The 25,155-nt window shown below is 69.4% G+C and carries 28 protein-coding genes and 4 pseudogenes; 16 read left to right on the top strand and 16 right to left on the bottom strand.

What is annotated here, in order from left to right; genetic code table 11:
• Positions 1-88 precede the first annotated feature (88 nt).
• Together FPZ41_RS28775 and FPZ41_RS28770 are read right to left on the bottom strand one after the other, a co-directional pair.
• Entirely contained in the window at positions 89-844 is a 756-nt protein-coding gene (locus tag FPZ41_RS28775; protein ID WP_152866577.1) for an aminoglycoside 3'-phosphotransferase, read from the bottom strand.
• Between the two features lie 382 nt (positions 845-1,226).
• The gene (locus tag FPZ41_RS28770; RefSeq protein ID WP_152866576.1) at positions 1,227-2,024 is read right to left on the bottom strand and encodes an SDR family NAD(P)-dependent oxidoreductase; all 798 of its coding nucleotides are present in this window, start codon (positions 2,022-2,024) and stop codon (positions 1,227-1,229) included.
• A 58-nt stretch (positions 2,025-2,082) separates the two neighbouring features.
• Between FPZ41_RS28770 and FPZ41_RS28765 the strand changes: the two genes are divergently transcribed.
• Positions 2,083-2,463, top strand: a complete 381-nt coding sequence (locus tag FPZ41_RS28765; protein WP_152866575.1) for a MerR family transcriptional regulator — start codon at positions 2,083-2,085, stop codon at positions 2,461-2,463.
• A 52-nt stretch (positions 2,464-2,515) separates the two neighbouring features.
• Here the strand turns inward: FPZ41_RS28765 and FPZ41_RS28760 are convergent.
• A pseudogene (locus tag FPZ41_RS28760) lies at positions 2,516-2,644 on the bottom strand (IS5/IS1182 family transposase); the annotation flags it as partial.
• A 10-nt stretch (positions 2,645-2,654) separates the two neighbouring features.
• Between FPZ41_RS28760 and FPZ41_RS50610 the strand changes: the two are divergent.
• Positions 2,655-2,827 (top strand): annotated as a pseudogene (locus FPZ41_RS50610) (site-specific integrase); the annotation flags it as partial.
• 65 nt (positions 2,828-2,892) lie between these two features.
• Here FPZ41_RS50610 and FPZ41_RS28750 read toward each other — a convergent pair.
• Positions 2,893-3,546 (bottom strand): signal protein, encoded by a 654-nt coding sequence (locus FPZ41_RS28750; protein WP_152866574.1) that lies wholly within the window; start codon positions 3,544-3,546, stop codon positions 2,893-2,895.
• Between the two features lie 442 nt (positions 3,547-3,988).
• Between FPZ41_RS28750 and FPZ41_RS28745 the strand changes: the two genes are divergently transcribed.
• The 6 genes and pseudogenes from FPZ41_RS28745 to FPZ41_RS28720 all read left to right on the top strand — a co-directional run bounded on the left by FPZ41_RS28745 (position 3,989) and on the right by FPZ41_RS28720 (position 8,610).
• Complete coding sequence (locus FPZ41_RS28745; protein WP_152866580.1) at positions 3,989-4,927, top strand: tetratricopeptide repeat protein; 939 nt, start codon at positions 3,989-3,991, stop codon at positions 4,925-4,927.
• 781 nt (positions 4,928-5,708) lie between these two features.
• The gene (locus tag FPZ41_RS47325) at positions 5,709-5,873 is read left to right on the top strand and encodes a hypothetical protein (RefSeq protein WP_194236239.1); all 165 of its coding nucleotides are present in this window, start codon (positions 5,709-5,711) and stop codon (positions 5,871-5,873) included.
• Between the two features lie 77 nt (positions 5,874-5,950).
• The gene (locus FPZ41_RS28735; RefSeq protein ID WP_152866572.1) at positions 5,951-6,817 is read left to right on the top strand and encodes a GNAT family N-acetyltransferase; all 867 of its coding nucleotides are present in this window, start codon (positions 5,951-5,953) and stop codon (positions 6,815-6,817) included.
• 32 nt (positions 6,818-6,849) lie between these two features.
• A pseudogene (locus FPZ41_RS28730) lies at positions 6,850-7,206 on the top strand (hypothetical protein); the annotation flags it as partial.
• Positions 7,203-7,562 carry an ASCH domain-containing protein gene (locus FPZ41_RS28725; RefSeq protein WP_152866571.1) on the top strand — a complete coding sequence of 120 codons (360 nt, stop codon included), beginning with the start codon at positions 7,203-7,205 and terminating at the stop codon, positions 7,560-7,562. The pseudogene FPZ41_RS28730 and the gene FPZ41_RS28725, both read left to right, overlap by 4 nt.
• A gap of 43 nt (positions 7,563-7,605) precedes the next feature.
• A complete protein-coding gene (locus FPZ41_RS28720) occupies positions 7,606-8,610 on the top strand; it encodes a small ribosomal subunit Rsm22 family protein (RefSeq protein ID WP_322620853.1) in 1,005 nt (334 codons plus the stop codon).
• Between the two features lie 42 nt (positions 8,611-8,652).
• Here FPZ41_RS28720 and FPZ41_RS28715 read toward each other — a convergent pair whose 3' ends face one another.
• On the bottom strand, positions 8,653-8,835 hold the full coding sequence (locus tag FPZ41_RS28715; RefSeq protein WP_152866570.1) for a DUF6243 family protein: 183 nt from the start codon (positions 8,833-8,835) through the stop codon (positions 8,653-8,655).
• Between the two features lie 148 nt (positions 8,836-8,983).
• On the opposite strand from FPZ41_RS28715, the gene FPZ41_RS28710 reads away from it, so the two are divergent.
• On the top strand, positions 8,984-9,616 hold the full coding sequence (locus FPZ41_RS28710; protein ID WP_152866569.1) for a TetR/AcrR family transcriptional regulator: 633 nt from the start codon (positions 8,984-8,986) through the stop codon (positions 9,614-9,616).
• A 274-nt stretch (positions 9,617-9,890) separates the two neighbouring features.
• Positions 9,891-10,619: a bifunctional DNA primase/polymerase gene (locus FPZ41_RS28705; protein ID WP_131559080.1), complete on the top strand. Its 729-nt coding sequence runs from the start codon at positions 9,891-9,893 to the stop codon at positions 10,617-10,619.
• Positions 10,620-10,646: 27 nt separating this feature from the next.
• On the opposite strand, the gene FPZ41_RS28700 is transcribed toward FPZ41_RS28705, so the two are convergent.
• From FPZ41_RS28700 to efeO, 4 genes are read right to left on the bottom strand one after another with little or no spacing between them, the layout of a single operon-like run.
• A complete protein-coding gene (locus tag FPZ41_RS28700; RefSeq protein ID WP_228023039.1) occupies positions 10,647-11,669 on the bottom strand; it encodes a hypothetical protein in 1,023 nt (340 codons plus the stop codon).
• Positions 11,670-11,694: 25 nt separating this feature from the next.
• Positions 11,695-12,570: an iron uptake transporter permease EfeU gene (gene efeU / locus FPZ41_RS28695; RefSeq protein WP_322620852.1), complete on the bottom strand. Its 876-nt coding sequence runs from the start codon at positions 12,568-12,570 to the stop codon at positions 11,695-11,697.
• Positions 12,571-12,574: 4 nt separating this feature from the next.
• Entirely contained in the window at positions 12,575-13,945 is a 1,371-nt protein-coding gene (gene efeB, locus FPZ41_RS28690) for an iron uptake transporter deferrochelatase/peroxidase subunit (protein WP_152866567.1), read from the bottom strand.
• A gap of 20 nt (positions 13,946-13,965) precedes the next feature.
• On the bottom strand, positions 13,966-15,126 hold the full coding sequence (efeO, locus tag FPZ41_RS28685; RefSeq protein ID WP_152866566.1) for an iron uptake system protein EfeO: 1,161 nt from the start codon (positions 15,124-15,126) through the stop codon (positions 13,966-13,968).
• Positions 15,127-15,407: 281 nt separating this feature from the next.
• Here efeO and FPZ41_RS28680 point away from each other — a divergent pair, with 281 nt between their 5' ends.
• Positions 15,408-16,052 (top strand): PhzF family phenazine biosynthesis protein, encoded by a 645-nt coding sequence (locus tag FPZ41_RS28680; protein ID WP_322620851.1) that lies wholly within the window; start codon positions 15,408-15,410, stop codon positions 16,050-16,052.
• Positions 16,053-16,165: 113 nt separating this feature from the next.
• Here the strand turns inward: FPZ41_RS28680 and FPZ41_RS28675 are convergent, their stop codons facing one another.
• Positions 16,166-16,813: a biliverdin-producing heme oxygenase gene (locus FPZ41_RS28675; RefSeq protein WP_152866564.1), complete on the bottom strand. Its 648-nt coding sequence runs from the start codon at positions 16,811-16,813 to the stop codon at positions 16,166-16,168.
• Between the two features lie 192 nt (positions 16,814-17,005).
• The gene (gene map / locus FPZ41_RS28670; protein WP_152866563.1) at positions 17,006-17,863 is read right to left on the bottom strand and encodes a type I methionyl aminopeptidase; all 858 of its coding nucleotides are present in this window, start codon (positions 17,861-17,863) and stop codon (positions 17,006-17,008) included.
• A 61-nt stretch (positions 17,864-17,924) separates the two neighbouring features.
• Between map and FPZ41_RS28665 the strand changes: the two genes are divergently transcribed.
• Positions 17,925-18,167: a hypothetical protein gene (locus FPZ41_RS28665; RefSeq protein WP_152866562.1), complete on the top strand. Its 243-nt coding sequence runs from the start codon at positions 17,925-17,927 to the stop codon at positions 18,165-18,167.
• 84 nt (positions 18,168-18,251) lie between these two features.
• Here FPZ41_RS28665 and FPZ41_RS47320 read toward each other — a convergent pair whose 3' ends face one another.
• Positions 18,252-18,419 (bottom strand): hypothetical protein, encoded by a 168-nt coding sequence (locus tag FPZ41_RS47320; RefSeq protein ID WP_194236238.1) that lies wholly within the window; start codon positions 18,417-18,419, stop codon positions 18,252-18,254.
• Between FPZ41_RS47320 and FPZ41_RS50365 the strand changes: the two are divergent.
• Positions 18,336-18,699: pseudogene (locus FPZ41_RS50365) on the top strand (zinc-binding dehydrogenase); the annotation flags it as partial. The gene FPZ41_RS47320 and the pseudogene FPZ41_RS50365 overlap by 84 nt on opposite strands.
• 44 nt (positions 18,700-18,743) lie before the next feature.
• Here the strand turns inward: FPZ41_RS50365 and FPZ41_RS28660 are convergent.
• The 3 genes from FPZ41_RS28660 to FPZ41_RS28650 form a co-directional block, all read right to left on the bottom strand.
• The gene (locus FPZ41_RS28660) at positions 18,744-19,244 is read right to left on the bottom strand and encodes an RICIN domain-containing protein (RefSeq protein ID WP_152866561.1); all 501 of its coding nucleotides are present in this window, start codon (positions 19,242-19,244) and stop codon (positions 18,744-18,746) included.
• 157 nt (positions 19,245-19,401) lie between these two features.
• Positions 19,402-19,797, bottom strand: coding sequence for an RICIN domain-containing protein (locus tag FPZ41_RS28655; protein WP_322620854.1), 396 nt, complete (start codon positions 19,795-19,797; stop codon positions 19,402-19,404).
• Positions 19,798-20,341: 544 nt separating this feature from the next.
• Positions 20,342-20,944: a hypothetical protein gene (locus FPZ41_RS28650; protein WP_152866559.1), complete on the bottom strand. Its 603-nt coding sequence runs from the start codon at positions 20,942-20,944 to the stop codon at positions 20,342-20,344.
• A gap of 104 nt (positions 20,945-21,048) precedes the next feature.
• Between FPZ41_RS28650 and FPZ41_RS28645 the strand changes: the two genes are divergently transcribed.
• Together FPZ41_RS28645 and npdG are read left to right on the top strand one after the other, a co-directional pair.
• The gene (locus tag FPZ41_RS28645; protein WP_152866558.1) at positions 21,049-22,209 is read left to right on the top strand and encodes a sialidase family protein; all 1,161 of its coding nucleotides are present in this window, start codon (positions 21,049-21,051) and stop codon (positions 22,207-22,209) included.
• Entirely contained in the window at positions 22,196-22,936 is a 741-nt protein-coding gene (gene npdG, locus FPZ41_RS28640) for an NADPH-dependent F420 reductase (RefSeq protein ID WP_152866557.1), read from the top strand. The genes FPZ41_RS28645 and npdG overlap by 14 nt, the downstream gene beginning before the upstream one ends.
• A 56-nt stretch (positions 22,937-22,992) precedes the next feature.
• On the opposite strand, the gene FPZ41_RS28635 is transcribed toward npdG, so the two are convergent.
• Positions 22,993-23,298: a hypothetical protein gene (locus FPZ41_RS28635; protein WP_152866556.1), complete on the bottom strand. Its 306-nt coding sequence runs from the start codon at positions 23,296-23,298 to the stop codon at positions 22,993-22,995.
• A gap of 242 nt (positions 23,299-23,540) precedes the next feature.
• Here FPZ41_RS28635 and FPZ41_RS28630 point away from each other — a divergent pair, with 242 nt between their 5' ends.
• Positions 23,541-25,022 carry a short-chain fatty acid transporter gene (locus FPZ41_RS28630; RefSeq protein ID WP_152866555.1) on the top strand — a complete coding sequence of 494 codons (1,482 nt, stop codon included), beginning with the start codon at positions 23,541-23,543 and terminating at the stop codon, positions 25,020-25,022.
• The last annotated feature ends 133 nt before the right edge of the window (positions 25,023-25,155 follow it).

Below are 25,155 nucleotides of genomic sequence, written 5' to 3'. Positions count from 1 at the left end.
GGGACGAGGGGGCGCGGCCGGGGTCCGGTAGGGCCGGCGGCCCGGCGCGGCGGCGCGGCGGCGCGGTAGCCCGGTGGGCCCGGCAGGGTCAGGTCACGCTCCAGATGCGCCGATAGAACTCGATCCGTTCCGGATCGGGGGCGATGCCATAGGCGTCGAGGAGAAGGTCCTCCCAGCCGGGGCCGTAGTTCCACTGGGTGCTCCAGGTGGCGACGGCCAGGTCGGCCCACCGGTCGGCGACGCCGAGGGCGCCCATGTCGACGTGACCGGACCAGGCGCCGTCGTCGCCGAGCAGCGTGTTCGGCGCGCAGGCGTCGCCGTGGCACACGACGAGCCGGTCCACGGGCGGCGCCTCGGGGAGATCGGCCGGCACCTCGATCCCAGCGCGCCGGGCCCGTCCCAGACGCCGCTCGACCGACCAGCTGAACGGACAGTCCTCCACGGGCAGGCTCTCGTGCAGCCGCCGCAGTCCCACTCCCAGCGCGCGGACGGCGGTGTCGGGATCGGCCTTCCACCGCGGGCTGACGGCGCTGTCGCCCCGCAGTTCATGGGTGACGAGCCAGGTACCGTCCTCGCTCGCCCCCTGGTCCCGGACGCGTGGCACGGGCGTGAACCCGCCGGCCCACCGCAGGCGCTCCGCCTCGGCCGCCAGATCCAGCCCGGACCCGGCCGGAGCCCACTTAGCGAACAGCCGTCCCTCCCCGTCCCCTTCCCCGTCCCCGATCCGGAAGGTCAGCCCACCCAACTCGTTCTGCCACACGGCAAGCAGCGGCCGGTCCCCGGCCAGCGAGGCGATCGGCGGGGGCACGTGCACGGGGGCCTGCGGCGGTCCGGAGTAAGGCATGGGGCAAGCCTCTCCCGCACCTCGCACCGCGAGCGAACGGTTTTCAAGACCGTTCCCTTCGGCCGCTCGAGCAACCCACCTCCTGCCCTGTCCACCAAGGGCGGAGCGGGTGCAGCGTACCGGCCTCGGGCCTCGCGCGGGGTCCGTGGTCCACACAGGGTCCACTGGCCCTGTTTTTCCACTCGAAGACCTGCGACCTTCTGATCCGTAGGATCGGGCAGTGCACCGCACAAAATACTGACGGTCTCCTTTTTGCGAGGGCCTTCGGTGGCGGTCATGCGCGTCTGCGTGTCGTCGTTGCCGTCAGAATTGCCGTCAACTAGTGCCGCATCAGACATGGTTCTCAGGGGCTGATCCAGGGCCGCCTACGGCGCGCGTTCCGTCATCCCCCAATGCCCTGGCCGAACCCACCGTCCACGGGGAGTTCCAAGCCGGTGGTGAAGGTGGCCTCGACGGCGAGGTACAGCGCGGCGGCGGCGACTTCTTCTACGGTGCCTCCGCGGCCCATGGGCGTGGCGGCGTTGCCTTGTTCGACGAACTCGGAACGCTGCTCGTCGGTCAGGTCGGCGACTCCCATCGTGGGTGTGAGGATGAAACCGGGTGCGATCGCGTTGACGCGGATGTTGCGGGGAAGCAACTCTGCGGCGAGCACCTTGGCGAAGGCGGCGACTGCCTCCTTGGCACCGGAGTAGGCGCTCAGGCCCGGGAAGATCTGGTCATTGGAGACGGTGGTGAACACGATGGAGCCGCCCTCGGACACTAGGGGCGCGAGCCGCTGCACGGTGAAGAAAGAGCCCTTGGCGTTGACTTCGAAGATGCGGTCCCACGAATCCTCGGTGACCTCTTCGAGAGTCTGAAACTCGGCGATGCCCTGGTTGACGAACAGGTAGTCGATGCCGCCGAGGATGTCGGCGACCTGGTCCCTGAGAGCGGCGATGGCAGCCATGTCGGTGGCGTCGGACCGTACCGGGTGGGCCAGCTGGGTGCCGAGCGCCGCTTGAGCCTCGGTCAGTCGGTGTTCGTTACGTCCGGTGTAGACGACTTCGGCGCCACGGTCGGTCAGGGCTCGGACAACAGCCTGCCCCATACCGATGGTGCCGCCGGTGACGACGGCCTTCTTACCCTCCAAGGCTTTCGGGTTGATGGTCGAGGGTTGCTGGGTGCTGTGGTTCGTTGCCATGGCGGTTCGCTAAACCTTGACATTGACGTGAGAGTCAAACTTCTGTGGCGGGAGTCATATGTTCATCGGAGAGCTGTCGCGCAGCACCGGCGTCAGCCCCAGAGGGCTGCGGTACTACGAGGAGCAGGGCCTGCTACAGCCGCAGCGACGGGCCAGCGGCTATCGCGAGTTCGCCGATTCCGATGTGGCGGCGGTGCGTCGGATTCGGGTCCTGCTGACGGCAGGGCTGAACACCGACCTGATCCGGGAGGTGCTGCCCTGCATGGCCGACGAGGGTGCCATACTTGCCCCGACCTGTGAGGAAATGACCCAGGACCTGCGGCGCGAACGCGAGCGCTTGAGTCGCTCCATCGAACAGCTCCAGGCCGCCCATGCCGTGCTCGACTCGATCATCCACGTGGGCGAATCGGTCGCCGTCAGGGCCGGGTGTGACACATAGGGGCGCGAACTCCGCCTCGCCCGTCTCCACAACCTCGTCGGTGCGGCCAGCGGAGGCGTTTGTAGCAGCGGAGGGAGGCGGCCGGGCCGAGAAAGGCCAGGTAGTTACGGGGAAGACGCTCGTAGCGGATGTTGGGTCTGTGGTACCCGGACAGCCAGGGCATCGTCCGTTCGGTCACCCAACCGAAACACCGGTACACGTGCAGCTCGCTCCTGGTGGCCCTCAAGGTGCACCCGAAGGTGGCACAGCGCATCCTTCGGCACTCGCAGATCGCCATGACGATGGAGGTCTACGTCGAGGCGAGCGAGGAGGAGGTGCGCGCGGCGCTGGGCAAGCTATCCGAGCCATGGGCGGTGCCAGCTGAGCACACCGCACCCATGACCTGCTGTCCAGGAGCCCCGAACTCGGGGTCTCCTGTGTGTCCTTCTTCTACGCGGCATCAACCGTCAGGGAGTAATCCACACCAACCGCGAAATCCTCAGACTGACCCCGAATCGTCAGCGTGTGCTTTCCGGGTTGCAGTGGAGGCAACTGGACCCAGAGCCCGCACCCGGTAGCCCTAAAGCGTTCGTCCGTGCCTGTGACGGGATTGTCGGCGACGCCCCGCACAGTGATCGTCTCGCCTCGGATGGTTTCCGAGTCGACCCGTTCACCGTCCAGGACCGCGGATCCATTGGCCGCGCTCATGAAGTCTGTGCAGTCCGCCTGGCCAGCGATCAGGTTCACGAGGGGGAAGGCGAGAGGTACCCCGTCAGGGACGCTGCAAGTGCGCTTGGCCTGAGTGCCGAAGGCGCCCGCCAGGAACCACACATCCTGCGGCTGGTTACGCCCGCACTCACTTCCATCCTCGTCAGCGACCGGGTTTGTGCCTTCAGGCTCCGACAATGCCCATGTCCACCACCGGCTCTGCAGCGCCCCAGAAGAGAGGCGGGCTTGGGCCGGCGACTGCACCGCAGAAGCAGGAGCTGATGTCTGCTCCGCCTCTGTCGCATCTTTTGATACCTCCGCTGCTCTGGCCCCACATCCCACCAGTGCAGCGAGCACTACGGCGATGAGTCCCGCTCTGCCGGTCTTGATCTTCATGAGTGCCCCTCCCGCGCCGCACGAATGCCTCGACCCCCCGGTCGCCGTACGGCATGCGCGGCCACCCTATCCGCGAGCTGGCCGAGCTCTCGGCCATGGTTGCTGTACTTCGCTGCTGTACGGCCCCCAAACGCAAGAGGCCCCGGATCACTCCGGGGCCCCTGACCTGTGTGCACTCGGCAGGATTCGAACCTGCAACCTTCTGATCCGTAGGATCGGGCAGCTCGTTGGGAGGGTGGCTCGCCTCCTCCCGGAGTGATCGCCAACGGTCGTGATCACCGGCCTCTGTGTGCCGTCGTTGCCGTCAGCGTTGCCGTCACTTCCGGATCACTGACGGCTGCGCCACCGCGCAAGCAGAGGGTTCCACAGAACCTTTGGCCACGGATATCCTCCGGCGGTGTCGAATCAGTCAGTGACAGCGGGAGTCGCTCTCGCCGGTGTGATGGCGCACTGCGGCGGAAGCCCGGTCGGCGCCATGGAGTTCCTGGTGGGGGCGATAGCCTCCGCCCCGGCGGCCCCGGAGCCCTATGTGGCCCTCGCCGAGTTGTGGCAGGACCGGCGCTCAGAGCTGCAGGAGGGCCTCGAAGGAAACGGCTCCTTGAGCGCTGTGCTGGCGCAGGCATATTTCCTGTTCCTCGACGGGGACGTGGATGACGCGGTGATGGCCCTCGGCTCGGTCACAGGGGTGCGGCCCGATGTGGCGTGGGGAGCTGCCCCGTGGTTCGGCGATGCGCGCTTTCTCGGGGCGGTAAGTGCTGAGGCGCTGGCCGAGGCGTGTCTGCGGGCACTCGACTACGGCCACGACCTGGACACCGCCGAGATGCGCGAGCGGTTCACGCCCTGGTTTCATGCCATCGACGTGGTGTCCGAACGGAGTCCCCTGCCGGAGTGGCTGGCCGCCATGTCCCGGCTGCCCCGAGCCTGCGGCCGCTACGAGCTGGCCTTCGCCCTGTGCGACCGCGCCGATGCCGTCGATCGGGTCATGTGGACCGAGGTCGCACGAGCGAACACCTGGCGCGCGATGGGCGACCTGGACCAGACTGCGGCGGCGTTCGAACAGGCCCTGACGTTGGATGCCACCAACTGGTCTCTCTACCTGGACCTTGCCGACGTACGTGCCTCGCAGGGCGACTTCGCCGCCGCTGTGGCCCTCGTCGAACAGGGCCTGCAACACGAACCTCACGAAGCCTCCCTGCGTGCGGCGGGTGCCGCCTATCGCACGCGCCTGTCCGGCTCGTCAGACAACCTGCGGGCGCTGATTGCCCTGGCGCCGGAGCTCGCGAACACCTCCTACCGGGACCTGCTGATCGACTACGCGTGCGCGGGGCCGGGGCTGCCCAGGAGACTCGTGACCAAGGCCCGCCTCATCAGCGAGGACTGAACACAGCATGCTCCGGGGCTGCCGTGGACCGGAGCCGAACTCCGTGCCCACGGCAGCCCTCCACGCTGCAAGGTCCTTTCGAGGACACCGGCCGGCCAAACCCCGGACTCATCTTTACCCGAAGGAGGTCAGTCCGGAGGAAGGCCGAGCGCCCTTTCTCTTACCGGCGTCGCGGTCTCCCACACCGCATCGAAACTGCTGGCGTAGGTGTCGAACGAGGGGACTCGCTTCTCTACACGGATATCAACCCGAGCAACTTCCTCGTGGTGAAGCGGCGGGTGTGGGCCGTGGACTGGGCGTGGCCGACCAAGGGGGCGGGGTTCATCGATCCTGCGGTCCTGGTCCTCCAGCTCATTGCCGCCGGTCACACCCCGGACGGCGCGGAGACCTGGGCGGCCAAGTTGCCTGCGTGGCGCAAGGGGGCTCCGGAGGCGATCAATGCCTTCGCCGCCGCCAACCTGCGGTGTACCAGGCCGCTGCCGACCGAAAGCCCGATGAGGACTGGCTCAAGGCCATGGTCGAGTCGTGTCGGGCGTGGATCGTACACAGGGGGGATCACGCCGGAGTAGCGGTGGCAGGGGGCGGACCTCGTCGGCGATCAACGAGGTGGGCATGGCCCTGGGTTGATCCCGAAGCGTCGGTTCACCATCGCCGCTCGCACGGCTACGGCCGACAACGCAAAGACCGGACCACCCCTCAGTCTGGACGGCATTCCGGGTGGTCCGGTCGTGGAAGCCCTGATCGTGAGGTACACGCGACTGGGCGCCTCCAGGGCTGGATCATGACCCCGCCCGTACTGGTGAACCTCCTGCCCGGCCCACCGACCTCGGCCCGCCGCGCGGCCCCGCCCGTCGCCGCTTCCTCAGTGACCGCCGTCTTGGATCTGGACACGGTCGTGGAGAGCGCGGAGTGCTCCTGCGACGCCGGCGACGACAACCCTCACTGACCGACCCATTCAGCTCGGTCCCCGGTCGGCCGGCCGGGGCCCTGACCCCTGGCCGGCCGACCGTTAGGGTGCCGCTCATGCTCTTCCGCTGGGACTGGCTCCGGCCTGTGCTGACCGCGCCGATCGTGCCGACTATCGGCCCCGTCCATCCCGATGCCCTGACCGTCGATATTTTCGAGGACACCCTGCGAGCGGCCGTCACCGGGGACTTCCTGCCCTACGACAAGGACCGACGGTGGAGCAGCAAAAAGGACGAGACGATCCTGACCGGCGACGTGGTCCACCGGCCCGACCACACTCTGATCCCCACCCTGACCCGGCGCGGACGGGGCACCGTCAAGGTGTTCGCCTACGGGCACCGTGACAGCGTCGTTGACGAAGCCGCCGAGCTGGCCGCGAAGCTCGCCGCCGTGTACGACGCGGTCAATGCTCGGGTTGTGCGCCCGCTCGGTCCCGAGACCGGCTCCCCGCGCGGCACCCGCATCCAGTTGCAGGACTTCACCGCCCGCCCGTGCCCCGACCCCGGCGGCCCGGTCCGCCCCGTCAGCGACTGGCCGACCGCCGTGCAGGCGACCTTCGCTCCATTCGCCACGGCCATGGCCGCCGACGGCCTGGCCTTCCTCCACACCCAGATGCAGGCCGGCCGGTGCGGCCCGGTCCTCGCTGCCGCTGTCGAGGACCGCATCCTGGGTGCGATCGGCCCCATGGAAGTACGCCCCGACGCGATCGGATGCCCCCAGCTCGTGCCCCAGTACTTCGCCGTCCTGTCCGAGGCCCGAGGGCGGGGCCTGGGCCGCGTCCTATGGCGGGCCGCGATGCACTGGGGCCAGTCCCACGGCGCCGCCTACCAGCTCCTCCAGACCGAAGTCGGCGGCCCCTCCGACCGGCTGTGCCAGGCCGAAGGGCTGACCTCCCTCGGCTTCAGCCACACCACACGGGCGTAGCCGCCGGACTTGAGCCCACGACCCGACCTGGCAAGGGCAGTGACTGGTTGCCCGGATGCCTGCTCGTCGACGGTGCTTTACAGGCCGTGGGCCTTACCCGTGGTCAGTTGCCTGCCCGGTTGTCGTGCCCCCAGGTGGTCACGGCCACCAGTGCGAAGCTGTCCAAGTCCCTTATCCGGCAGGGGCAAGCGTCCTTGCCCGACGGTGTGACCCCGTGGATGCTCGACACTCGGGAGTGGCCGGGGTCGTTGGCTGAGTACGTCGACCGCTTGCTCGGTCTGACCGAGGTGCTGCTCGCCGATCCTCGCCACTTCTTCCGCTCGTACTCGGCCGGTGAACTCGGCCGCCTGATGGCCACCGCAACAGCTAGGAGCGTTCCCGCCCCATGACGGAAACCGCCGCCGCCCGCGTTCGAGAACTGAACCTCTACCGCCGTTACTTCGACCTCGTCGCCGCAGGTGAGAAGACGATCGAGGTGCGGGTGAAGTACCTCCACCTCGAAGACCCGGCCCCCGGCGACGTGATCCGCTTCCGGATCAAGGGCACGGACGAGTCCTGCGACGTCCGCGTGAAGCGGGTCACGGAGTACAAGACGTTCGAGGAACTGCTCGACGGGGAGGGCCCGGCGAACGTCAACCCGGCGTCCTCCCGTGAGCAGCAGCTCGCCGACATCCGCGAGATCTACCCGGCGGAGAAGGAAGCGCTCGGCGCGCTGGCCATCGAAATCGCGCTGCTGCCTCGGTAAGCCCGCCCTACGGACCCTCGGCCACCCGCCATAGAATCGCCACGTGAACGCCCCCGTCTCCCCAGCCGACTCCCTCCGTGCCGCCCTGGCCGGGCTGCTCGACGGGCTGCCGCCGAAGGCGGCCTCGCAGGCGGTCGAGCGGTTGATCGCGAACTACCGGGGGCGGACGCCGACGGACGCGCCGGTGCTGCGGGACCGTTCGGATGTCGTCGCGTACGCCGCGTACCGGATGCCGGCGACGTTCGAGGCGGTGTGCTCGGCGCTGGAGGCCTTCGCGGAGACCGTGCCCGCGTGGGTGCCGGACAGCCACGTGGACATCGGGGGCGGTACCGGCGCGGCGACCTGGGCCGTCAACGCCGTCTGGGCGGGGGAGCGGCCGGTCACGGTGCTCGACTGGGCCGAGCCCGCGCTCACGCTCGGGCGGGAGATCGCCGCGCGCAACCCGGAGCTGAAGGGCGCCGAGTGGCGGCGCTCTCGTATCGGAGCGGCGCTCACCATCGAGAGCACTGATCTCGTCACCGTTTCCTATGTTCTCGGCGAGCTGACGGAGGCCGATCGTGTCGCCGTCGTGGACGCCGCCGCGGGCGCCGCCCAGGCCGTGGTGATCATCGAGCCCGGCACTCCCGACGGGTACGCCCGCGTCATCGAGGCCCGCGACCGGCTCGTCCGCGCCGGGTTCCGTATCGCCGCCCCCTGTCCCCACAGCGCGGCCTGCCCCATCGTCCCCGGCGAGGACTGGTGCCACTTCTCCGCCCGGGTCAGCCGGTCCTCGCTGCACCGGCAGGTCAAGGGCGGATCACTCGCGTACGAGGACGAGAAGTTCAGCTACGTCGCCGCCGTACGAGGACCGGAGGCCGTCCCCGCGCCCTCCCGTGTCGTACGCAGGCCCCAGATCCGCAAGGGCCAGGTGCTCCTGGACCTGTGCGAGACCGAACCGTCCCTCCACCGCACCACCGTCACCAAGCGCCACGGGCCGCTCTACAGGGCCGCCCGTGACGCCGACTGGGGCGACGCCTGGCCACCGGCCGGGGAACGGGACCAGGGGTAGGGGCCCCGCCGCCCCCACCCCCGCCCCTGTCCCTAGCCCCGGTCACGACTTCTTGTCGGTCGCGCGTCCTTCCTGGAGCCTGCGCAACAGCTCCCGTTTCTGGGCCTGCGCGCTCTGGCCTCCGCCGACCGCGCCTTTGCGGCCTCCTCCCCGCAGTGTCTTGCGGCTGAGGTTGCTGCGGGTGCCGCCGACTCCCAGCATGTTTCCGGCTCCGCCTCGGCTCATGGCAGGTCTCCCTCCGTCTCGTACGTCTCGTACGTCTGGCTCATCACTTCACGGCTCGCACTGCTCGTGACGATACGTATCGTCTCGCGAACTCGTCTCATCAGACTGAGGCGAGACGCTCCGTCTTGTCAACTGATAAATTGGCCGCATGGTCCAGAAGCCCGCCCCCGATTCCACCCGCCGCAGCGAGAAGTCACGTCGCGCCATCTATGACGCCGCCCTCGCCCTCGTCGTGGAGGTCGGTTACGCGAAGGCCACCATCGAGGGCATCGCCGCCCGCGCCGGAGTCGGCAAGCAGACGATCTACCGCTGGTGGCCGTCGAAGGCGGACGTGCTGCTGGAGGCCTTCCTCGATCTGAGCGAGCAGTACGCCGAGGCCGTGGCCCCGCCCGGGCAGGAGGTTCAGCAGGAGTACGGAATCCCGGACACCGGTGACCTCGCCGCCGACCTCAAGTACGTCCTGCGCGCCACGGTCGACGAGCTCGTGGACCCGAAGTTCGAGGCGCCCTCCCGCGCCCTGGCCGCCGAGGGGGTCGTCGACGCGCAGTTCGCCACACAGGTCGTCTCCCGGCTGCTCGAACCCCAACTCCAGCTCTACGTCCAGCGGTTGCGGGCCGCCCAGAACGCCGGTGACCTACGCCGCGACATCGACCCGCGGATCGCCCTCGAACTCTTCGTCTCCCCGCTCGCCCAGCGCTGGCTCCAGCGCAGCGGGCCCATCTCGTACGAGTACACGGACACCCTCGTCGACTACGCCCTGGGCGGCCTGGCGCCCCGCTGAGCATCGGCGGCGCCGACCGGTCCGGTCTCGATCCCGTATCGCCCGAGAACCACCCGCAGGTGTGACCAAACGGGTGTGACCAAAACGACCGCGACGTTCCCGCAACGCCCCGGAACGGGGTGGCAAATCACGGCAAAGCGCTCAATAAACCTTGATCCCTGCCGGGGGTTGGCATCGCCCCACCTACCCCGGATGCGGTCTCCGGCCACCCGGAGCGCAGGATGGTGGGAACATGGAGAGATGCTGTCCGCACAACGGCAAGGCGAGGGGATACATGAGCGCTGAGTTCGGCCGCCGCTCCGGCGGGCAGGGCAGGATCTCCCAGTGGCTGCGCGGTCGCCGCACCGACCGGGAGACCGAGGACAGCCGTCGCGAACCCCTCCTGCTCGCCGCTGCCGCCGCAGGACTCCCGCTCGCGCCGGCCGCGTACCCGTCCGGTTACCGGTGTTCGTGCGACCGGGTCGGCTGTCCCACGCCCGCGCGCCACCCCGTCTCGTTCGCCTGGCAGACGCAGTCCACCACCGACCACGCCCAGATCGAGCGCTGGGCCCGCCACCAGCCGCAGGCCAACTTCATCACCGCGACGGGCATGGTGCACGACGTCCTCGACGTGCCGCTCGACGCGGGACGCGAGGCGCTGGAGCGGCTCCTCGCCGCCGGCACCGAGGTCGGTCCGGTGGCCGAGACCGGCGACGGGCGCATGCTGTTCTTCACCCTCACCCGCGGCACCCCCGAGGACGAGGACGAGTGGTGGCCCTGCGAACTGGACTGCCATCCCGAGACCATGGACGAGCACCCCGGCCTGCGCTGGCACTGCCGCGGTTCCTACGTCCTCGTGCCGCCCGCGCGGCTTCCCGGTGACCTCACCGTCCAGTGGGTACGCGGTCTCGAGCACCCGCTCCCCGACCCGCTGAGTCTGCTGGAGATCCTCACCGACGCATGCTCCCGGTACGCGGGGGAGGAGCCGGACCACACGACGGCGGCCTGGCCCCTCCGCGGCTGAGCCCCTCCCCGGAGCCCTGCTACTGCCCTACTCGCCCTTCACGCTCGTCAGCCCGTCCACCCGGCTCAGGAACTTCACCTGCTGGTCCGAAGCCGACTTCACGGGGTTCAGCACGACCTGGTTGGACACGCGCTGGAGCGTCAGCGAGGACTTGACCTCGCCGGTCAGCAGCGCCTGGACGTTGGGGTCGACATCGAGGTCGACACCCGGCGCGGCCGTCTGCTTCTCGTAGTGGTGGGTGGCGAAGAAGACCAGAGCACCACCGTCCGTCGTGCGCAGACCCACCGGGGCGTAGTCGCCCTTCGACAGCGGCTCGTCGATGTACTGGCGGGCGAGCCCCGGCTGCCTCGACTTCTTCTCGCGGTCGGTCCGCCACACGGAGGTGTGGGTGCCGGGCGCGAAGGTCTCACCGCCCGAGCTGCCGGCACTGCCGGAGTCCTTGGCCTTCAGGTACGTCGCGTACGCCTCGCCCAGCTCACCCGGCGCTATCGCCAGTGCCGCGTCGTCCGCCGGGACCGGCTCCGCGAAGCCGTCCTTGGTCTTCTCGAACTTCGGTACGTCACTGGCGTTGACGATCGTCAGATACGACACCGCCCACACGTCGTTGGCACTGGAGCGGTTGAACACCATCAGCCAACGGGTGTTCTTGAGGCCCTTGTTGGCGGCCGTGTCGGCGACGAACCAGCGTGGCCAGCCCGCCTTCTCGGGGATCGTGAACTCCGCGTCGGTCAGCTTCAGCGGCGAGTGCGCCGGATTGCCGTCCGGGCTGTTCTTGAGGCCCGCCTTCAGCTTCGCCCCGTCGATGTCGGCGAGCGCGCCGGTCACCCGCTCCGCGTCCGCGGCCTGGTCGTACGTCTTGTCGGCCTTGTTGTACGCGGCGGTGAACGCCTTGAGCGCGCCGGCGGCATCGGCCCGCGTCACCGTCGGAACGATCTCCCGCTCGCCGTGGACGACCACGCAGCCGCTCGCCGTCATGGACAGCACGGCCACCGACGCGGTCGCCAGGGCGAATCGGCCCTGCCCGCCGAGACGCCGAGGGTGGCCGTTCATGCCGAGCCTTCGAGGGCCCGTGTACTCACTGAGCCTTCGACGGCTCCGAACCCCGCGATCCCTGCTCATCAGGTGCCTTCACCTTCCCCTTCCCGGAGGCGAACCCTACCGGGGCGAGGAACAGCGCGAGCGTCGGGATCAGGTACAGGAGCCATACCGTGACCTGGAGAACGGTCGGATCGGGCTGGAAGTTGAAGATTCCCTTCAACAGCGTCCCGTACCAACTGGACGGGTCCACGATGTGACTGATGTCGAACGCCTGGTCCGTCAGACCAGGCAGGAAGTCGGCCTCCTGCAGATCGTGGAAGCCGTACGCGAGCACGCCGGCCGCCACCACGACCAGCATGCCGCCGGTCCACGTGAAGAACTTGGAGAGGTTGATGCGCAGGGCACCCCGGTAGAAGAGCCAGCCGAGCAGGACGGCCGTCGCGATGCCCAACAGCACGCCGATCAGCGGGCCTTGGGTGCCGTCGCTGGAGGCGCGCACCGACGCCCACACGAACAGGGCCGTCTCCAGGCCCTCCCGGCCCACCGCCAGGAACGCGGTGGCGACCAGCGCGCCCGTGCCCATCTGCAGGGCCGCGTCCAGCTTGCCGTGGAGTTCGGACTTCAGATGGCGGGCCGTACGCCGCATCCAGAAGACCATCCACGTCACCAGGACCACCGCGATGATCGACAGCGAACCGCCGAGCATCTCCTGGGCCTCGAACGTCAGCTCCTGCGAGCCGAATTCGAGGACGCAGCCGAAGCCGAGGGCGAGCGCGACCGCGACGCCGATGCCGGTCCAGACGGGCTTCAGCGCGTCCCGGCGGTCCGTCTTCACCAGGTACGCGATGAGGATGCAGACGACGAGGCTGGCCTCCAGGCCCTCGCGCAGTCCGATCAGATAGTTCGCGAACACGCCGCTAGGCTCCCTTCGTCGAGGAGAACAGCGTCCGGCCCCACCAGTCGTCCGCGTCCCGGACGCCCGGTGGCACCGCGAAGATCGCCGAACCCACGTGCTGGATGTACTCGTTGAGCGCGTCCGTGGCGAGGTTGCGCTGCACCGGGATGAAGCCCGTGCGCACGTCCCGCTGGTACGCGAGGAAGAACAGGCCCGCGTCGAGGCGGCCGAGACCGTCCGTGCCGTCGGTGAAGGAGTAGCCGCGGCGCAGGATCTTCGCCCCGTTGTTGGAGTCCGGGTGCGCGAGCCGTACGTGCGCGTCCGGCAGCATCGCCTTCAGGAACGGCTCGTCATGCTCCTTCGCCCTGCCCACGGGGGCGCCCTCGCCCTTGTCGCGGCCGAAGACGTCCTCCTGCTCCTGCAGCGAGGTACGGTCCCAGGGCTCGATGTGCATCCGGATGCGCCGCGCCACCAGGTACGAGCCGCCGGCCATCCAGTCCGCGCCGTCCGACTCCGCCACCCACACGTGCTTCTTCAGCCCGGCGGTGTCCGTGCCCGCGATGTTGCGGGTGCCGTCCTTGAAGCCCATGAGGTTGCGCGGGGTCTGGGCCTCCGGAGTGGTCGACGAGGTCTTGCCGAAGCCGAGTTGGGACCAGCGGACCGACACCTTGCCGAAGCCGATGCGGGCGAGGTTGCGGATCGCGTGCACCGCGACCTGCGGGTCGTCCGCGCAGGCCTGCACGCACAGATCGCCGCCGCTGCGGGCCTTGTCCAGGTTGTCGCCCGCGAACTGCGGCAGGTCCACCAGCGCCTCGGGCCGCGCGTCCGCCAGCCCGAACTTCTCGAAGAGCGAGGGCCCGAAGCCGATGGTGAGGGTCAGCCGGGACGGCTTCAGCCCCAGCGCCTCGCCGGTGTCGTCCGGCGGCGCCTCGGCCGGCCCGCCGTACGCGCCGTCGCCGACCGCCTTCCCGGCCGTCATCCGCCGCGCGGCCGACGTCCAGTCCTTGAGCATCCGCACGAACTCGGCGCGGTCGTCCGTCTTCACGTCGAACGCGGCGAAGTGCAGCCGGTCCTGCACGGCGGTGGCGATGCCGGCCTGGTGCGCGCCGTGGAAGGCGACCGGGGCCCCGGCGTCGGCGCCGGCCGGGGCGGCGTCGCCACCCGTCGTCGCCACGGCCACCGCGCCACCGACCGCGGCGGCCCCGAGCGCGAGCCCGGCACCGCCCCAGCCGATCAGCGAACGCCTGGACGGCGCACGGGAGTTGTCCTGGACCGTGGTCGCGCTCTCGCTGCTGCCCGTTGCGGTGCTGTCTGTTCCGGTTGTGTCTGTTGCGGCACTGCCTGTTGCGGCACTGCCTGTTCCGGTCTTGTCTTTTTCGGTGCTGTCCGTCATCTCGGCCGCCCTCGTTCCCGCTACTTCACGACGGCGGCGGCGAGCCGGGAGAGCGGCTCGGCGAGCGCGTTCACCGCGTCCGAGAGCTCCTTGCGCTCGTCCTTGCCGACCGTGTCGTACGAGACGAAGTCGTAGCCGTTCTTGTCCTCGCGGTACTTGTCGAGGAGCGTGTTCAGCGCCGCGAACTGCTTGTCGAGCTCCTTCGACAGCGCCGGGTCGTTCTCGGCGGCGACCGGCTTCAGCAGCTCGTACGACTCCTCGGCGCCCTCGACGTTCCCCTTGAAGTCGACCAGGTCGGTGTGCGAGTAGCGCTCCTCCTCGCCGGTGACCTTGCCGGTGGCGACCTCGTCGAGGAGCTCCTTGGCGCCGTTGGCCATGGAGGTCGGGGTGATCTCGGCCCTGCCGACCCGGCTCTGCCAGTCCTGAAGGTCCTTCACGAGCTGGTCGGCGAGCGCGGAGTCGTGGTCGGTGAGCTTGCCGTCCTTCCACAGCGAGCGCTCCAGCCGGTGCCAGCCGGTCCAGTCCTTCTCCGGGTCCTGGCCGTCCTCCAGGCCGTCCTCGCGCACGTCGACCTTCGGGTCGATGTCACCGAAGGACTCGGCGACCGGCTCGGTGCGCTCCCAGCCGATACGTGAGGGCGCGTACGCCTTCTTCGCGGCCTCGATGTCGCCGTCCTTGACGGCCTTGGCGAACTTCTCGACCTCCGGGATGGTCGCGTCGGCCTGCTCCTGGGCGTACTCGCGGTAGGCGGCGACGGCCTTGTCCAGGCGCGGGTCGCGCTCGACGGCCTTGCCGGTGCCGGTGCCGGTGGCGGTGACGTCCTGGCGGATGCCGTCGCCCTTCATGCCCGGCTTGCAGGCGATCCGGTAGTCGCCCGCCTTCACCTCGGCCGTGACCTTCTGCCGGGTGCCGGGGCCGATGTTCTCGCGCTCGGCGACCACCCGGTCGTCCGGGAAGAGGATGTAGACCTCGGTGACCTTGGAACCCTTGTTCTCGATGGCGAGTTCGACGTGCCCAGCCGGGAACTCCTTCTTCGACACCTCGCACTTGGTGTCGGTGGCGGTCACCTCGATCAAGCCGTCGCCGCCCTCGGCGCTGCTCTTCTCGGTGCAGCCGGTGACGGCGGTCAGGGCCGCCACGGTGGCGGCGGCGGTGACGACGGACAGTCTGAGGGGGCGCATTTCGGCTCCAGGGAGGGACACGGAGGACGCACAGATAAGGTGAGGCTGCCCCAACTTATCTGAGGCTTACCTCACCAATTCCTGTCCGTTCAGTGAATCTCCTCTCATCGCAGGCGTACGAGCACGGCTGGATCACGGTGGCTCAAAACAGCCGTGATGATTCGGTCAAGCGGGAGTAAAGAACTCAAGGTGCGGGTCAAGCGAGGCTCCCGGCAGGCGAAGAACGGGTGGCGCCGCGGCCTGGGCGGATCGGGAGGCGCGGGTGATGTTTGAATGCGCGGGTGACTAGCTATGACGTGCTGAGGGTCTTCTGCGGACCGGAGGGCGGCTACGGCAACGAGCTGGGTGTCGTCCGGGACGGCTCGGTCCTGCCGGAGCCCGACGACCGGCAGGCCCTCGCCGCCAAACTCGGCTTCAGCGAGACCGTGTTCGTCGACGACCCCGAGCGCGGGATCATCGACATCTACACGCCCACCCTGCGCCTGCCCTTCGCCGGGCACCCCTGCGTGGGCACGGCCTGGCTCCTGGACGTACCCGAACTGGTCACCCCCGCCGGAATCGTCGGTACCCGCCTGGACGGCGAGTTCACCTGGATCGAGGCCCGCGCGGAGTGGGCCCCGCCGCGCACGCTCCGCCAGTACGGCTCGGCGGCCGAGGTGGACGCCCTCCCCGTGCCCCCGCCCGGCGAGTGGATCTACGCCTGGGCCTGGCAGGACGAGGCCGCGGGCCGCATCCGAGCCCGCGCCTTCCCCGGCCGTAACGACGGCATCGACGAGGACGAGGCCACGGGCGCGGCGGCCCTGCTGCTCACGCACCAGCTGGGCCGCGCCCTGAACATCACGCAGGGCGCGGGCTCACAGATCCTCACGGCACCGCAGCCGGAGGGGTGGGTCGAGGTCGGGGGAAGGGTGCTCCTGGAGCGCTGAGGCCGCCGATGCCCGGCCTTTGCCGGGCCGTGATCGTGAGTACGCGCCCTCTGGGGTCGACTGGCTCCGACGAGCGGGATATCCGTATTCCGTATGTGGATCACCCGCAACGGTCACGCGCTGAGCGGGAACTCCTCGCCCAGGGCGCCGAGCAGCGCGATGTTCAGCGCGAACGCCCTCTTGCACTCCGCGATGATCCGCTGCCTCTCCAGGTCGTCCGCCCGCACCCGGTCGAGCAGTTCGCGGTAGCCCCGCTTGAACGCGGCTGGGTTGGCGATGTCCTCGAAGACGTAGAAGCGCACGCCGTCGCCCTTCCTGGCGAAGCCCCACGTCTTCTCGGCCGTGTCGCGGACGACCTGGCCGCCGGAGAGGTCGCCGAGGTAGCGGGTGTAGTGGTGGGCGACGTACCCGCCCGGCCAGGTGTGCGCGCACTCGGTGATCCGCCGTGCGTACTCCTCCGTCTCCGGCAGGGCGGCCAGCGTCGACCGCCAGTCCGGGCCGCGCAGGTGTGCCAGGTCCTGCTCCAGTGCGGCCAGACGCATCAGCTCGGGCTGGACGAACGGCCCCGCCACCGGGTTGTCGGTCAGCTCCCGCGCGCAGCTCTCCAGTGCCTCGTACACGAACCACAGCTGCTCCGTGTACCGCGTGTACGCGTCGACGCCGAGCCGGCCACCCAGCAGGTCGCTCATGAACGTCGAGTGGTGCGCGGCCGCGTGCTGCTCGCGCGACGCGGTGCGGATGAGCGTCGAGAACGAGTCCATGGGATCTCCGGTGTCGTGGGGCGGGAGTCGCTACGATTTTCTTTGGTTAGGCTTACCTAAGTCAATAGGATGCCGACGCCCTGTCGGTAAAGGCATACCCAGAAACATCACCCGCCCCACACAACACCGCTCAAAAAAGCCCGCCCTCCGGAGAGAGCGGGCCAGGAGAGCGGGCGATGCGCGAGCGCGGCGCTACGGCAACGTGAGGATGTCGGCGCCCGTGTCCGTCACGACCAGCGTGTGCTCGAACTGGGCCGTCCGCTTCCGGTCCTTGGTCAGGACCGTCCAGCCGTCGTCCCACATGTCGTACTCGTGCGTCCCGAGCGTGAGCATCGGCTCGATCGTGAACGTCATCCCGGGCTGCATGACGGTCGTCGCGTGCGGGCTGTCGTAGTGCGGGATGATCAGCCCGGAGTGGAAGGACGAGTTGATCCCGTGCCCGGTGAAGTCCCGCACGACGCCGTACCCGAAGCGCTTCGCGTACGACTCGATCACGCGCCCGATGATGTTGATCTGCCGTCCCGGCCTGACCGCCTTGATCGCCCGATTGAGGGACTCACGCGTGCGCTCCACCAGCAGCCTGGACTCCTCGTCGACGTCGCCGACGAGGTACGTGGCGTTGTTGTCGCCGTGCACGCCGCCGATGTACGCCGTCACGTCCAGGTTGATGATGTCGCCGTCGCGCAGGACCGTGGAGTCCGGGATGCCGTGGCAGATGACCTCGTTGACCGAGGTGCACAGCGACTTGGGGAAGCCCCGGTAGCCGAGGGTGGAGGGGTAGGCGCCGTGGTCGCACATGTACTCGTGCGCGATCCGGTCCAGCTCGTCCGTGGTCACGCCGGGCGCGATGACCTTCGCGGCCTCCTCCATCGCCCGCGCGGCGATCCGCCCGGCGGTCCGCATCGCCTCGACCGTCTCGGGCGTCTGGACCTCCGGGCCGGTGTACGGAGCGGGGGCGTCCCTGCCCACGTACTCGGGCCGGCGGATGTGTCCCGGGACGGTACGGGCGGGGGAGATCCTCCCCGGGGCGAGCAGCGACTGGGCAGACATGTCAGCGAGTTTAACCAGCGAGTGTGGGGGACGATGTCCCTGGCGAAAGGAGCCGCGAGTCATGGCCCTGTTCAAGAAGCGCAAGGCGGTCGGGAAGCCCGGCGAGTGGTACTACTGCCTGGAGCACAAGAAGGTCGAGGAGGGGCCCGAGTGCCCCGGCAAGGACCGTATGGGGCCGTACGCCTCCCCGGACGAGGCCGCCCACGCGATGGAGACGGCCCGCGAACGGAACGTCGCGTGGGAGGGCGACCCGCGCTGGCAGAACGGTGCGGCACGGGAGGGTGACGACACAGGCGCCGGCTGAGCGACCCCGGGGAAGCGCACCGAACGACGCGGGAACGCACCCGCACTTCCCCGGACCCGCTTGGGAGCAGGCTGAGGTGGTCGGTCACGATGTGCCGACTGCGGCCCCGAAGTCCGCGGGCATCGCCCGCCAGGAGATACCGCCCGCGACCAGGCAACGGATCGCGACGGCGGCAGGGTCACCGTCTTCGACGGCGTCGGCGGTGAGGCGGCCCGTGCGACCGTCGGGCTGCTCGCCCCCGGTGGTCGGCACACCGTCTTCGCCTGGTCCTCCCAGGACATCCGGGGCGGCACACCGTATCTCGTCGAGGGGATCTCCATACGGGTCTCCATACGGGTCTTCGGCTCCGTGATGCTCGACAGGGCCGACGGCCCCAACTCCGTCCGACCCTGGAGCTGCGCGCCCTCGCCGAGGCCGCCGCGCGGCCGCCTCGCCCCGGCCGTCCAGCGCTTCCCCCTCGCACGCGCCGCCCGAAGCCCACCGCGCGGTGGAGACCCGGCGGACGACCGGCAAGGTGGTACTGGAGCCATGACCGGGACCGGCGGCCGTCAACCGAGAGGGCTATCGACCCGCCACTCAGTACCAGCTTTGATACGGCGTGGCGTTGCACGGGAACGTGCGCAGGCCGTACGCCGCGCTGTCGTCCAGGCAGCGTCCGGTGGCCTGGTTTTTGAACTCGATGGTGCCGTCGTTCCAACGCTTGACGTACCAGCTCTGGAACGGTGTCGCGTTGCACGGGAACGTGCGAAGCCCGAAGGCATTGCTGTCGTCCAGGCAAAGGCCGGTTTTCAGGTTCTTCAACTCACGGGTGCTGTCTGCCCACTGGTGAACGTTCCACTGCTGGGTCGAGGTCCCGACACAGGGATAGGATCGGGCACGTCCGTCCTCAATCCCTTCCAGACAGTTGCCGGTTGCCTGGTTCTTGAACGTGTTGACGACGTCTGCCGCTTGGGCCGTCGAGGCACCCGCAATGCCCAGAGAGAACGCCCCCGCGATGGACGCGGCCGTGAGTCCGGCGGCCCGGCGGAGTGAGCGTCGATTCGGGGTTCTCATTTCACCTGTGCGTCCGATGGACATCGTTTTCCTCCTGATGGTTGTGAGTTGGCGGCACGCGCAGCAAGGCGCTTTCGGCAGTTCGCTGCGGGCACCGACCGTCTTACTGAGGGCGCGAGGATCTGGGCCGGGACGCTGTTGGTGTGACCGGCGCTGCAGGCGTGGCGCTTGCTGCTTCGGCTCAGTACCAGCTCTGGTACGGCGTGGCGTTGCAGGGGAATGTGCGCAGGTGGTACGCGGCACTGTCGTCCAGGCAGCGCCCGGTGGCCTGGTTCTTGAGCTCGATGGTGCCGTCGTTCCAGCGGCGGACGTACCAGCTCTGGAATGGCGTCGCATTACAGGGGAACATGCGCAGCCCGTAGGCGTTGCTGTCGTCCAGGCACAGGCCGTAGGAGGTGTTCTTCAACTCGCGAGTGCCGTCCGCCCACTGATGGACGTTCCACTGGTAGGCCATGACCCCGTCACCACACCCGCCGGTTCCTACCCCGATGTAGTCCGAGCCAGTGCCATTGCCAGGGTAGGCACCCATGCACAACCCGGTCGCCTGGTTCTTGAACGTGTTGATTACGTCCTGCACCGCTGCATCAGCCGTCGGGGCCTCCGCAACACCCAGCGTGAACGCCCCCGTGATCAGTGCCGCGACGATTCCCCCGGCACGGCGGATCGGCCGACCCCTCAGAAATCCGCGCCTGTTGTGACGTTTGGCGAGCTTCAACTTCTACCCCCTGTGAATTAGGTGTGGGCACCGCAGCACAACAATGGGAGCTGCGTGGCTGCACCGTGAGACGTAACGAGTCTGCACCGGCGGCCCACTGCCAGGCATCCCAGTGGTGATAGAGATGCATGCCGGATCCATAGCGTTTCCTGCATCAACCCCAGAGAAGGGGCGCGGCGAATTGCCGGACAGATGTCCGGCGATGCCTTCAGCGAGCGCGTGCGGAAGTGAGCTGTTCGCAGAGTTTCGGCGTAGTCGCGTGACTTGAGGACAAGGAGCCCAGTGCGCCGGTGTAGTGCCTGAGGCGTGCACGAGGCGGGCGCGCTGGGCCGGGGTGGACTGCCAGGCAGCCAGGCTGGTGACGGGCGTCGCGGCAGCGACGCGCCCGCCCGCACCGGGGGGCGGGTCACCACCGCGTCGGCGGTGGAGCCGTCAACTGGTCCGCCAGCCGGGCCAGTCGGTCCCGCAGGCGTCGTCGGCCCCTCGGCTCCGGCAGCGCGTTCTCACCCGCCGCCGCGCTCACCAGGTGCTGGACCGTGTCCAGGTCCAGATCGGTGTCCGATGGCACGGCCAGCGACTCGTGCGCCATCGCCCCCAACTCACGGTCACCGGCGTCGAGCGCGAGCACGCGCGCCCCGGCCCGCCGGGCGTCGTGCACCCGCTCCAGCAGCGCGCCGCCCGGAGCGGACGGGGAGACGATCAGCAGCGTCTCGCCCCGCCGGGCCGCCGACACACGGCCCAGCCCCACCGCCAGATGCGCGGGATCACCGGGGCGCGCCCCGTGCCGTACGAGCGTGGGGGAGAGTTCCGGCGTGCCCGACCACGCCGCCTCGTCCACGAGGTGCGCGGCCAGATGCCACGGTTCGTACTCCGCCGTGCCCACGAGCAGCAGCCCGCCGCCGTACGACACGACAGAACCCCTGAGTGCCCTCGCGAACCGGCGGGTGGCGACCGGCCACTCCGTCCCGGCGAGCACTTCCCGCAACAACGCGACCCGTACGGCGTCCATGCGCAGGCATCCTGCCGCACACCACCACTCGTGACGTGAAGTTCACCCCGAATTAGCCCGAGCGGGGCACGTGGTGGTTCCAGCCGCCCCCAAGGAGCCCGCTTATGACCGCCGAGAGCAGCACCGAGAGCAGCATCCCCTTCCGTGCCGGCCGAGAGGGGTACGCGAGCTTCCGTATCCCGGCCGTCGTCGCCACCGCCGACGGCACCCTGCTGGCCTTCTGCGAGGGCCGGGTCGGTTCGGGGGACGACTTCGGGAACATCGACATCGTGCTGAAGCGGTCCACGGACGGTGGCCGCACCTGGGGCCCGCTGGAGGTGGCCGCGAAGAACGGAGACGACCTCGCGGGCAACCCGGCCCCCGTCGTCCTCGACACCGGCCGCGTCCTCCTCGTCCATGTGCGCAACGCGGCCCACGCCACCGAGGACGCCATCCGCCGCGGCGAGGTGAGCGCCGCCGACGGCCGCCGCGTGTGGGTGCAGTACAGCGACGACGAAGGGGCCACCTGGTCCACGCCAAGGGAGATCACCGAGACGGCGAAGAGAGCCGAGTGGCGGTGGTACGCCACCACCCCCGGGCACGCCCTCCAGCTGAGCACCGGCCGGGTCGTCGTCCCCGCCAACCACTCGCTCCCGCCGGCCGGCAAGGACACCGGCACCGAGGGGAAGTACAACGGCGGCCACTGCCTGCTGAGCGACGACCGCGGCGCGACCTGGCGCATCGGATACGTCGACGACAACACCGACGGCTACATCAACGTCAACGAGACCACCGCCGCCGAACTCCCCGACGGCCGCGTCTACTTCAACACCCGCAACGACTCCCCATCACCGGGCACCCGCGCCGACGCCCACTCCACCGACGGCGGCACCACCCTCGTCAAGCCCTTCCGCCCCCAGGCCGGCCTCGTCACCCCCGTCTGCGAGGGCAGCGTCCTCCAGCTCCGCGACCCCGACCTGCTCCTCTACTCCGGCCCGGCCGACCCCGGTTTCCGCGCGCTGATGACCGTACGGGTCTCCGAGGACGGCGGTACGACGTGGCGGTCCGCCCACACCGTCGACGGGCTGCCCGCCGCTTACTCCGACCTCGTCCGGGTCGACGCGGACACCGTCGGCCTGCTGTACGAGACGGGCGACTTCAGCGCGTACGAGACGATCACCTTCCGCAGGATCCCCGTGAACTCGCTCCCCGGAGCCGCACTCACCGGATCCACGCGCCCGCCCGCGTGCCCCGCGCACGTAAAGTCGGCCCATGACCTCTACTGACAGTGGACAGACGGCTTCCGGGACGGCTGCGGAGGCGGCCCCCGCCAAGGCTCCCGCGAAGGACCCCTGGGACCTGCCCGACGTGTCCGACCTCGTGGTCGGCGTGCTCGGCGGCACCGGGCCGCAGGGCAAGGGCCTCGCGTACCGGCTCGCCAGGGCCGGGCAGAAGGTGATCATCGGCTCGCGGGTCGCCGACCGCGCGCGGTCCGCCGCCGAGGAACTCGGGTACGGCGTCGAGGGCGCCGACAACGCCGAGACGGCCCGCCGCAGCGACATCGTCATCGTCGCGGTGCCCTGGGACGGCCACGGCAAGACGCTTGAGGCGCTGCGCGAGGAACTGGCCGGCAAACTCGTCGTCGACTGCGTCAACCCGCTCGGCTTCGACAAGCAGGGCGCCTACGCCCTGAAGCCGGAGGAGGGCAGCGCCGCCGAGCAGGCCGCCGCGCTGCTGCCCGACTCACGGGTCACCGCCGCCTTCCACCACCTCTCCGCCGTCCTCCTCCAGGACCCGGAGATCGAGGAGATCGACACCGATGTGATGGTGCTCGGCGAGGTCCGGGCCGACGTCGAGATCGTGCAGGCGCTGGCGGGCCGTATCCCCGGCATGCGCGGGATCTTCGGCGGCCGTCTGCGCAACGCCCACCAGGTCGAGTCCCTGGTCGCCAACCTGATCTCCGTGAACCGCCGCTACAAGGCCCACGCGGGCCTGAGGCTCACCGACGTCTAAAGCCTGTGGTCAGGAGTCTGGATCTCGCCCTCGAAACCACTTCTGACCTGTGTGTTTCAAGAGCCTGCTCCTGTTCCCGCCAGTCGGAGCCGATCGCACCGGACGCAGGTCTCGACGGTGTGGAGCAGGCCGGTGCCGCGTCGTTCGTCGTAGGCGGCCAGGGGAGCGAGTAGGCGGCCCTCGACGAACGCGGGCACGTCGCCGCTGCCGCCCAGGACGATGCCCGGGAACCCGAGGCCGCGCAGGCTTGCCGCGCCGCCGTCACGGCTCGAGGCCATCAATGTTTCCGCGTTTCCGCCGTGCGCGACCGGTTCGGTGAAGCGCCGGTACGCGGCCGCGGCTCGCTCGACCTCCGCCGCCATGCCCCGACCCTGTTCCCGCGCCTCCGATCCGCTATGGGGAGGCCCCACATGGTCCAGCGGCAACTGATGTGCGACGCACTCATTGCCCGGACCACCGCGCCCCATGAAGATCAAGCGCCTCGCCCCGCACCGGTGATCATCCGTCACCCGGTGGGCAGCAGCGAGCCACATCAAGGCGGGCCGACTCCCCGCCACGACCGACCGCAGACGGCCGATCGAAGGTGCACGAACAGGAGGCACGTATGACCTCGAACGCTCCCAAAGTCGCGGAAGCGCGGGACAGCGGCGGCGGTGAGACCTGGCTTGCCCGGCTGGCGTTGCGGTTCACCGCCTTCTCCCAGAAGTGGCTCCCCGACGCATTCGGATTCGTCCTGATCGGCACCTTCGTGGTGCTCGCCCTGGGGCTCGTCTCGGGAGAGGCCCTGCTGGGCACGCCGGACGACCCGGAGGCGAGCAGCGGCTTCGGTCTGGTGGACGCCTGGGGCAAGGGATTCTGGTCGCTCATAGAGTTCACCCTGCAGATGGCGATCATCGTCATCGCGGGCTACGCCGTCGCGATCTCGCCACCCGTCGGCCGGCTCATCACCTGGCTCGCGGCCCTGCCCCGTACTCCGCGCGGCGCCATCACCTTCACGGCCGCCGTCGCCATGCTCACCGCCTATGTGAACTGGGCCTTCGGCCTCGTCTTCACCGCGATCCTCGCCAAGGAGATCGCCCGCCGGCTGCCCGGGGTCGACTACCGCGCCATCGGCGCCATGGCCTTCCTGGGCCTCGGTACCGTGTGGGCCCAGGGCCTGTCGGGGTCGGCCGCGCTTCAGGTCGCCAGCACCGCCTCCAGCCCCGCCGCCGTACAGGAGATCATCGCCGAGGGGCGCGGGAGCGGGGTCATCCCCCTGACCGACACCATCTTCCTGTGGCAGGGGATCGTGGCCACGGCGGTGATCTTCGTGGTCGCCCTCGCCATGGCGTGGTTCCTGGCGCCGTCACCGGAACGCGCGATGACCGCGGAGCGCCTCGGCATCGACCTGGGGCCCGCGCCCGGCACCCGGCGCTCCGACGACCGGCGCAGCCGCCCCGGCGAATGGGTCGAGTTCAGCCCGACCCTCACGATCCTGCTCTTCGCCCTCGGCGTGTGGTACCTCGCCCGGCACTTCGCCCAGGCCGAGGGCAACCCGCTCAACGCGCTCGACCTGAACACCATCAACCTGATCCTCATCCTGCTGGCCCTGATCCTGCACTGGCGGCCCGTGCACCTCGCCCGCGCCTTCAAGGAGGGGACACCGGCCGCCTCGGGCGTGCTGCTGCAATTCCCGCTGTACGGCGGCATCTTCGGCATGATCGCTTTCACCGGATTGCACAAGACCATCGCCGACTGGCTCGTCTCGGTGTCGAGCGAGTACTTCTACCCGGCCCTCATCTCGGTCTACAGCTGTGTGCTCGGCGTGTTCGTTCCCAGCGGCGGCGGCAAGTGGGTGATCGAGGCGCCGTACGTCCTGGGCGCGGCCAACGAACTGCAGGTGAACCAGGGCTGGATGGTCGTCGTGTACGACCTCAGCGAGGCCAGCGCCAATCTCCTCCAGCCGTTCTGGATGCTGCCCACCCTCGCCATCCTCGGCCTGAAGGCGCGCGACATCATGGGCTACACCTTCGCCATGTTCCTCGCGCTGTTCCCCACGGTGGTCGTCCTCGTGACGCTGCTCGCCCAGACCCTGCCCTTCCCCTGACACACCCGCTGGGGCGGCCTCGGGCATGGGGGACACTGGACGCTGTACCACCACCGCTGACGTCACGGACAGTGACGTCGCCACCACTGACGTCCGACCGTCCTGTCAGGAGCCGACCCCATGCCCCCCGTGG

This window comes from Streptomyces acidicola (genome assembly GCF_009377235.1).
In the GTDB taxonomy this organism is placed as follows: domain Bacteria; phylum Actinomycetota; class Actinomycetes; order Streptomycetales; family Streptomycetaceae; genus Streptomyces; species Streptomyces acidicola.
Note: the sequence above shows the minus strand (reverse complement) of the source record. Positions and strands in the feature narration are given on the sequence as shown.

Coding starts and splice junctions, on each gene's coding strand:
- FPZ41_RS28775 (WP_152866577.1), bottom strand. CDS start 844: ATGCCTTACTCCGGACCGCCGCAGGCCCCCGTGCACGTGCCCCCGCCG.
- FPZ41_RS28770 (WP_152866576.1), bottom strand. CDS start 2,024: ATGGCAACGAACCACAGCACCCAGCAACCCTCGACCATCAACCCGAAA.
- FPZ41_RS28765 (WP_152866575.1), top strand. CDS start 2,083: ATGTTCATCGGAGAGCTGTCGCGCAGCACCGGCGTCAGCCCCAGAGGG.
- FPZ41_RS28750 (WP_152866574.1), bottom strand. CDS start 3,546: ATGAAGATCAAGACCGGCAGAGCGGGACTCATCGCCGTAGTGCTCGCT.
- FPZ41_RS28745 (WP_152866580.1), top strand. CDS start 3,989: ATGGCGCACTGCGGCGGAAGCCCGGTCGGCGCCATGGAGTTCCTGGTG.
- FPZ41_RS47325 (WP_194236239.1), top strand. CDS start 5,709: ATGACCCCGCCCGTACTGGTGAACCTCCTGCCCGGCCCACCGACCTCG.
- FPZ41_RS28735 (WP_152866572.1), top strand. CDS start 5,951: ATGCTCTTCCGCTGGGACTGGCTCCGGCCTGTGCTGACCGCGCCGATC.
- FPZ41_RS28725 (WP_152866571.1), top strand. CDS start 7,203: ATGACGGAAACCGCCGCCGCCCGCGTTCGAGAACTGAACCTCTACCGC.
- FPZ41_RS28715 (WP_152866570.1), bottom strand. CDS start 8,835: ATGAGCCGAGGCGGAGCCGGAAACATGCTGGGAGTCGGCGGCACCCGC.
- FPZ41_RS28710 (WP_152866569.1), top strand. CDS start 8,984: ATGGTCCAGAAGCCCGCCCCCGATTCCACCCGCCGCAGCGAGAAGTCA.
- FPZ41_RS28705 (WP_131559080.1), top strand. CDS start 9,891: ATGAGCGCTGAGTTCGGCCGCCGCTCCGGCGGGCAGGGCAGGATCTCC.
- FPZ41_RS28700 (WP_228023039.1), bottom strand. CDS start 11,669: ATGAACGGCCACCCTCGGCGTCTCGGCGGGCAGGGCCGATTCGCCCTG.
- efeB (WP_152866567.1), bottom strand. CDS start 13,945: ATGACGGACAGCACCGAAAAAGACAAGACCGGAACAGGCAGTGCCGCA.
- efeO (WP_152866566.1), bottom strand. CDS start 15,126: ATGCGCCCCCTCAGACTGTCCGTCGTCACCGCCGCCGCCACCGTGGCG.
- FPZ41_RS28675 (WP_152866564.1), bottom strand. CDS start 16,813: ATGGACTCGTTCTCGACGCTCATCCGCACCGCGTCGCGCGAGCAGCAC.
- map (WP_152866563.1), bottom strand. CDS start 17,863: ATGTCTGCCCAGTCGCTGCTCGCCCCGGGGAGGATCTCCCCCGCCCGT.
- FPZ41_RS28665 (WP_152866562.1), top strand. CDS start 17,925: ATGGCCCTGTTCAAGAAGCGCAAGGCGGTCGGGAAGCCCGGCGAGTGG.
- FPZ41_RS28660 (WP_152866561.1), bottom strand. CDS start 19,244: ATGTCCATCGGACGCACAGGTGAAATGAGAACCCCGAATCGACGCTCA.
- FPZ41_RS28650 (WP_152866559.1), bottom strand. CDS start 20,944: ATGGACGCCGTACGGGTCGCGTTGTTGCGGGAAGTGCTCGCCGGGACG.
- FPZ41_RS28645 (WP_152866558.1), top strand. CDS start 21,049: ATGACCGCCGAGAGCAGCACCGAGAGCAGCATCCCCTTCCGTGCCGGC.
- npdG (WP_152866557.1), top strand. CDS start 22,196: ATGACCTCTACTGACAGTGGACAGACGGCTTCCGGGACGGCTGCGGAG.
- FPZ41_RS28635 (WP_152866556.1), bottom strand. CDS start 23,298: ATGGCGGCGGAGGTCGAGCGAGCCGCGGCCGCGTACCGGCGCTTCACC.
- FPZ41_RS28630 (WP_152866555.1), top strand. CDS start 23,541: ATGACCTCGAACGCTCCCAAAGTCGCGGAAGCGCGGGACAGCGGCGGC.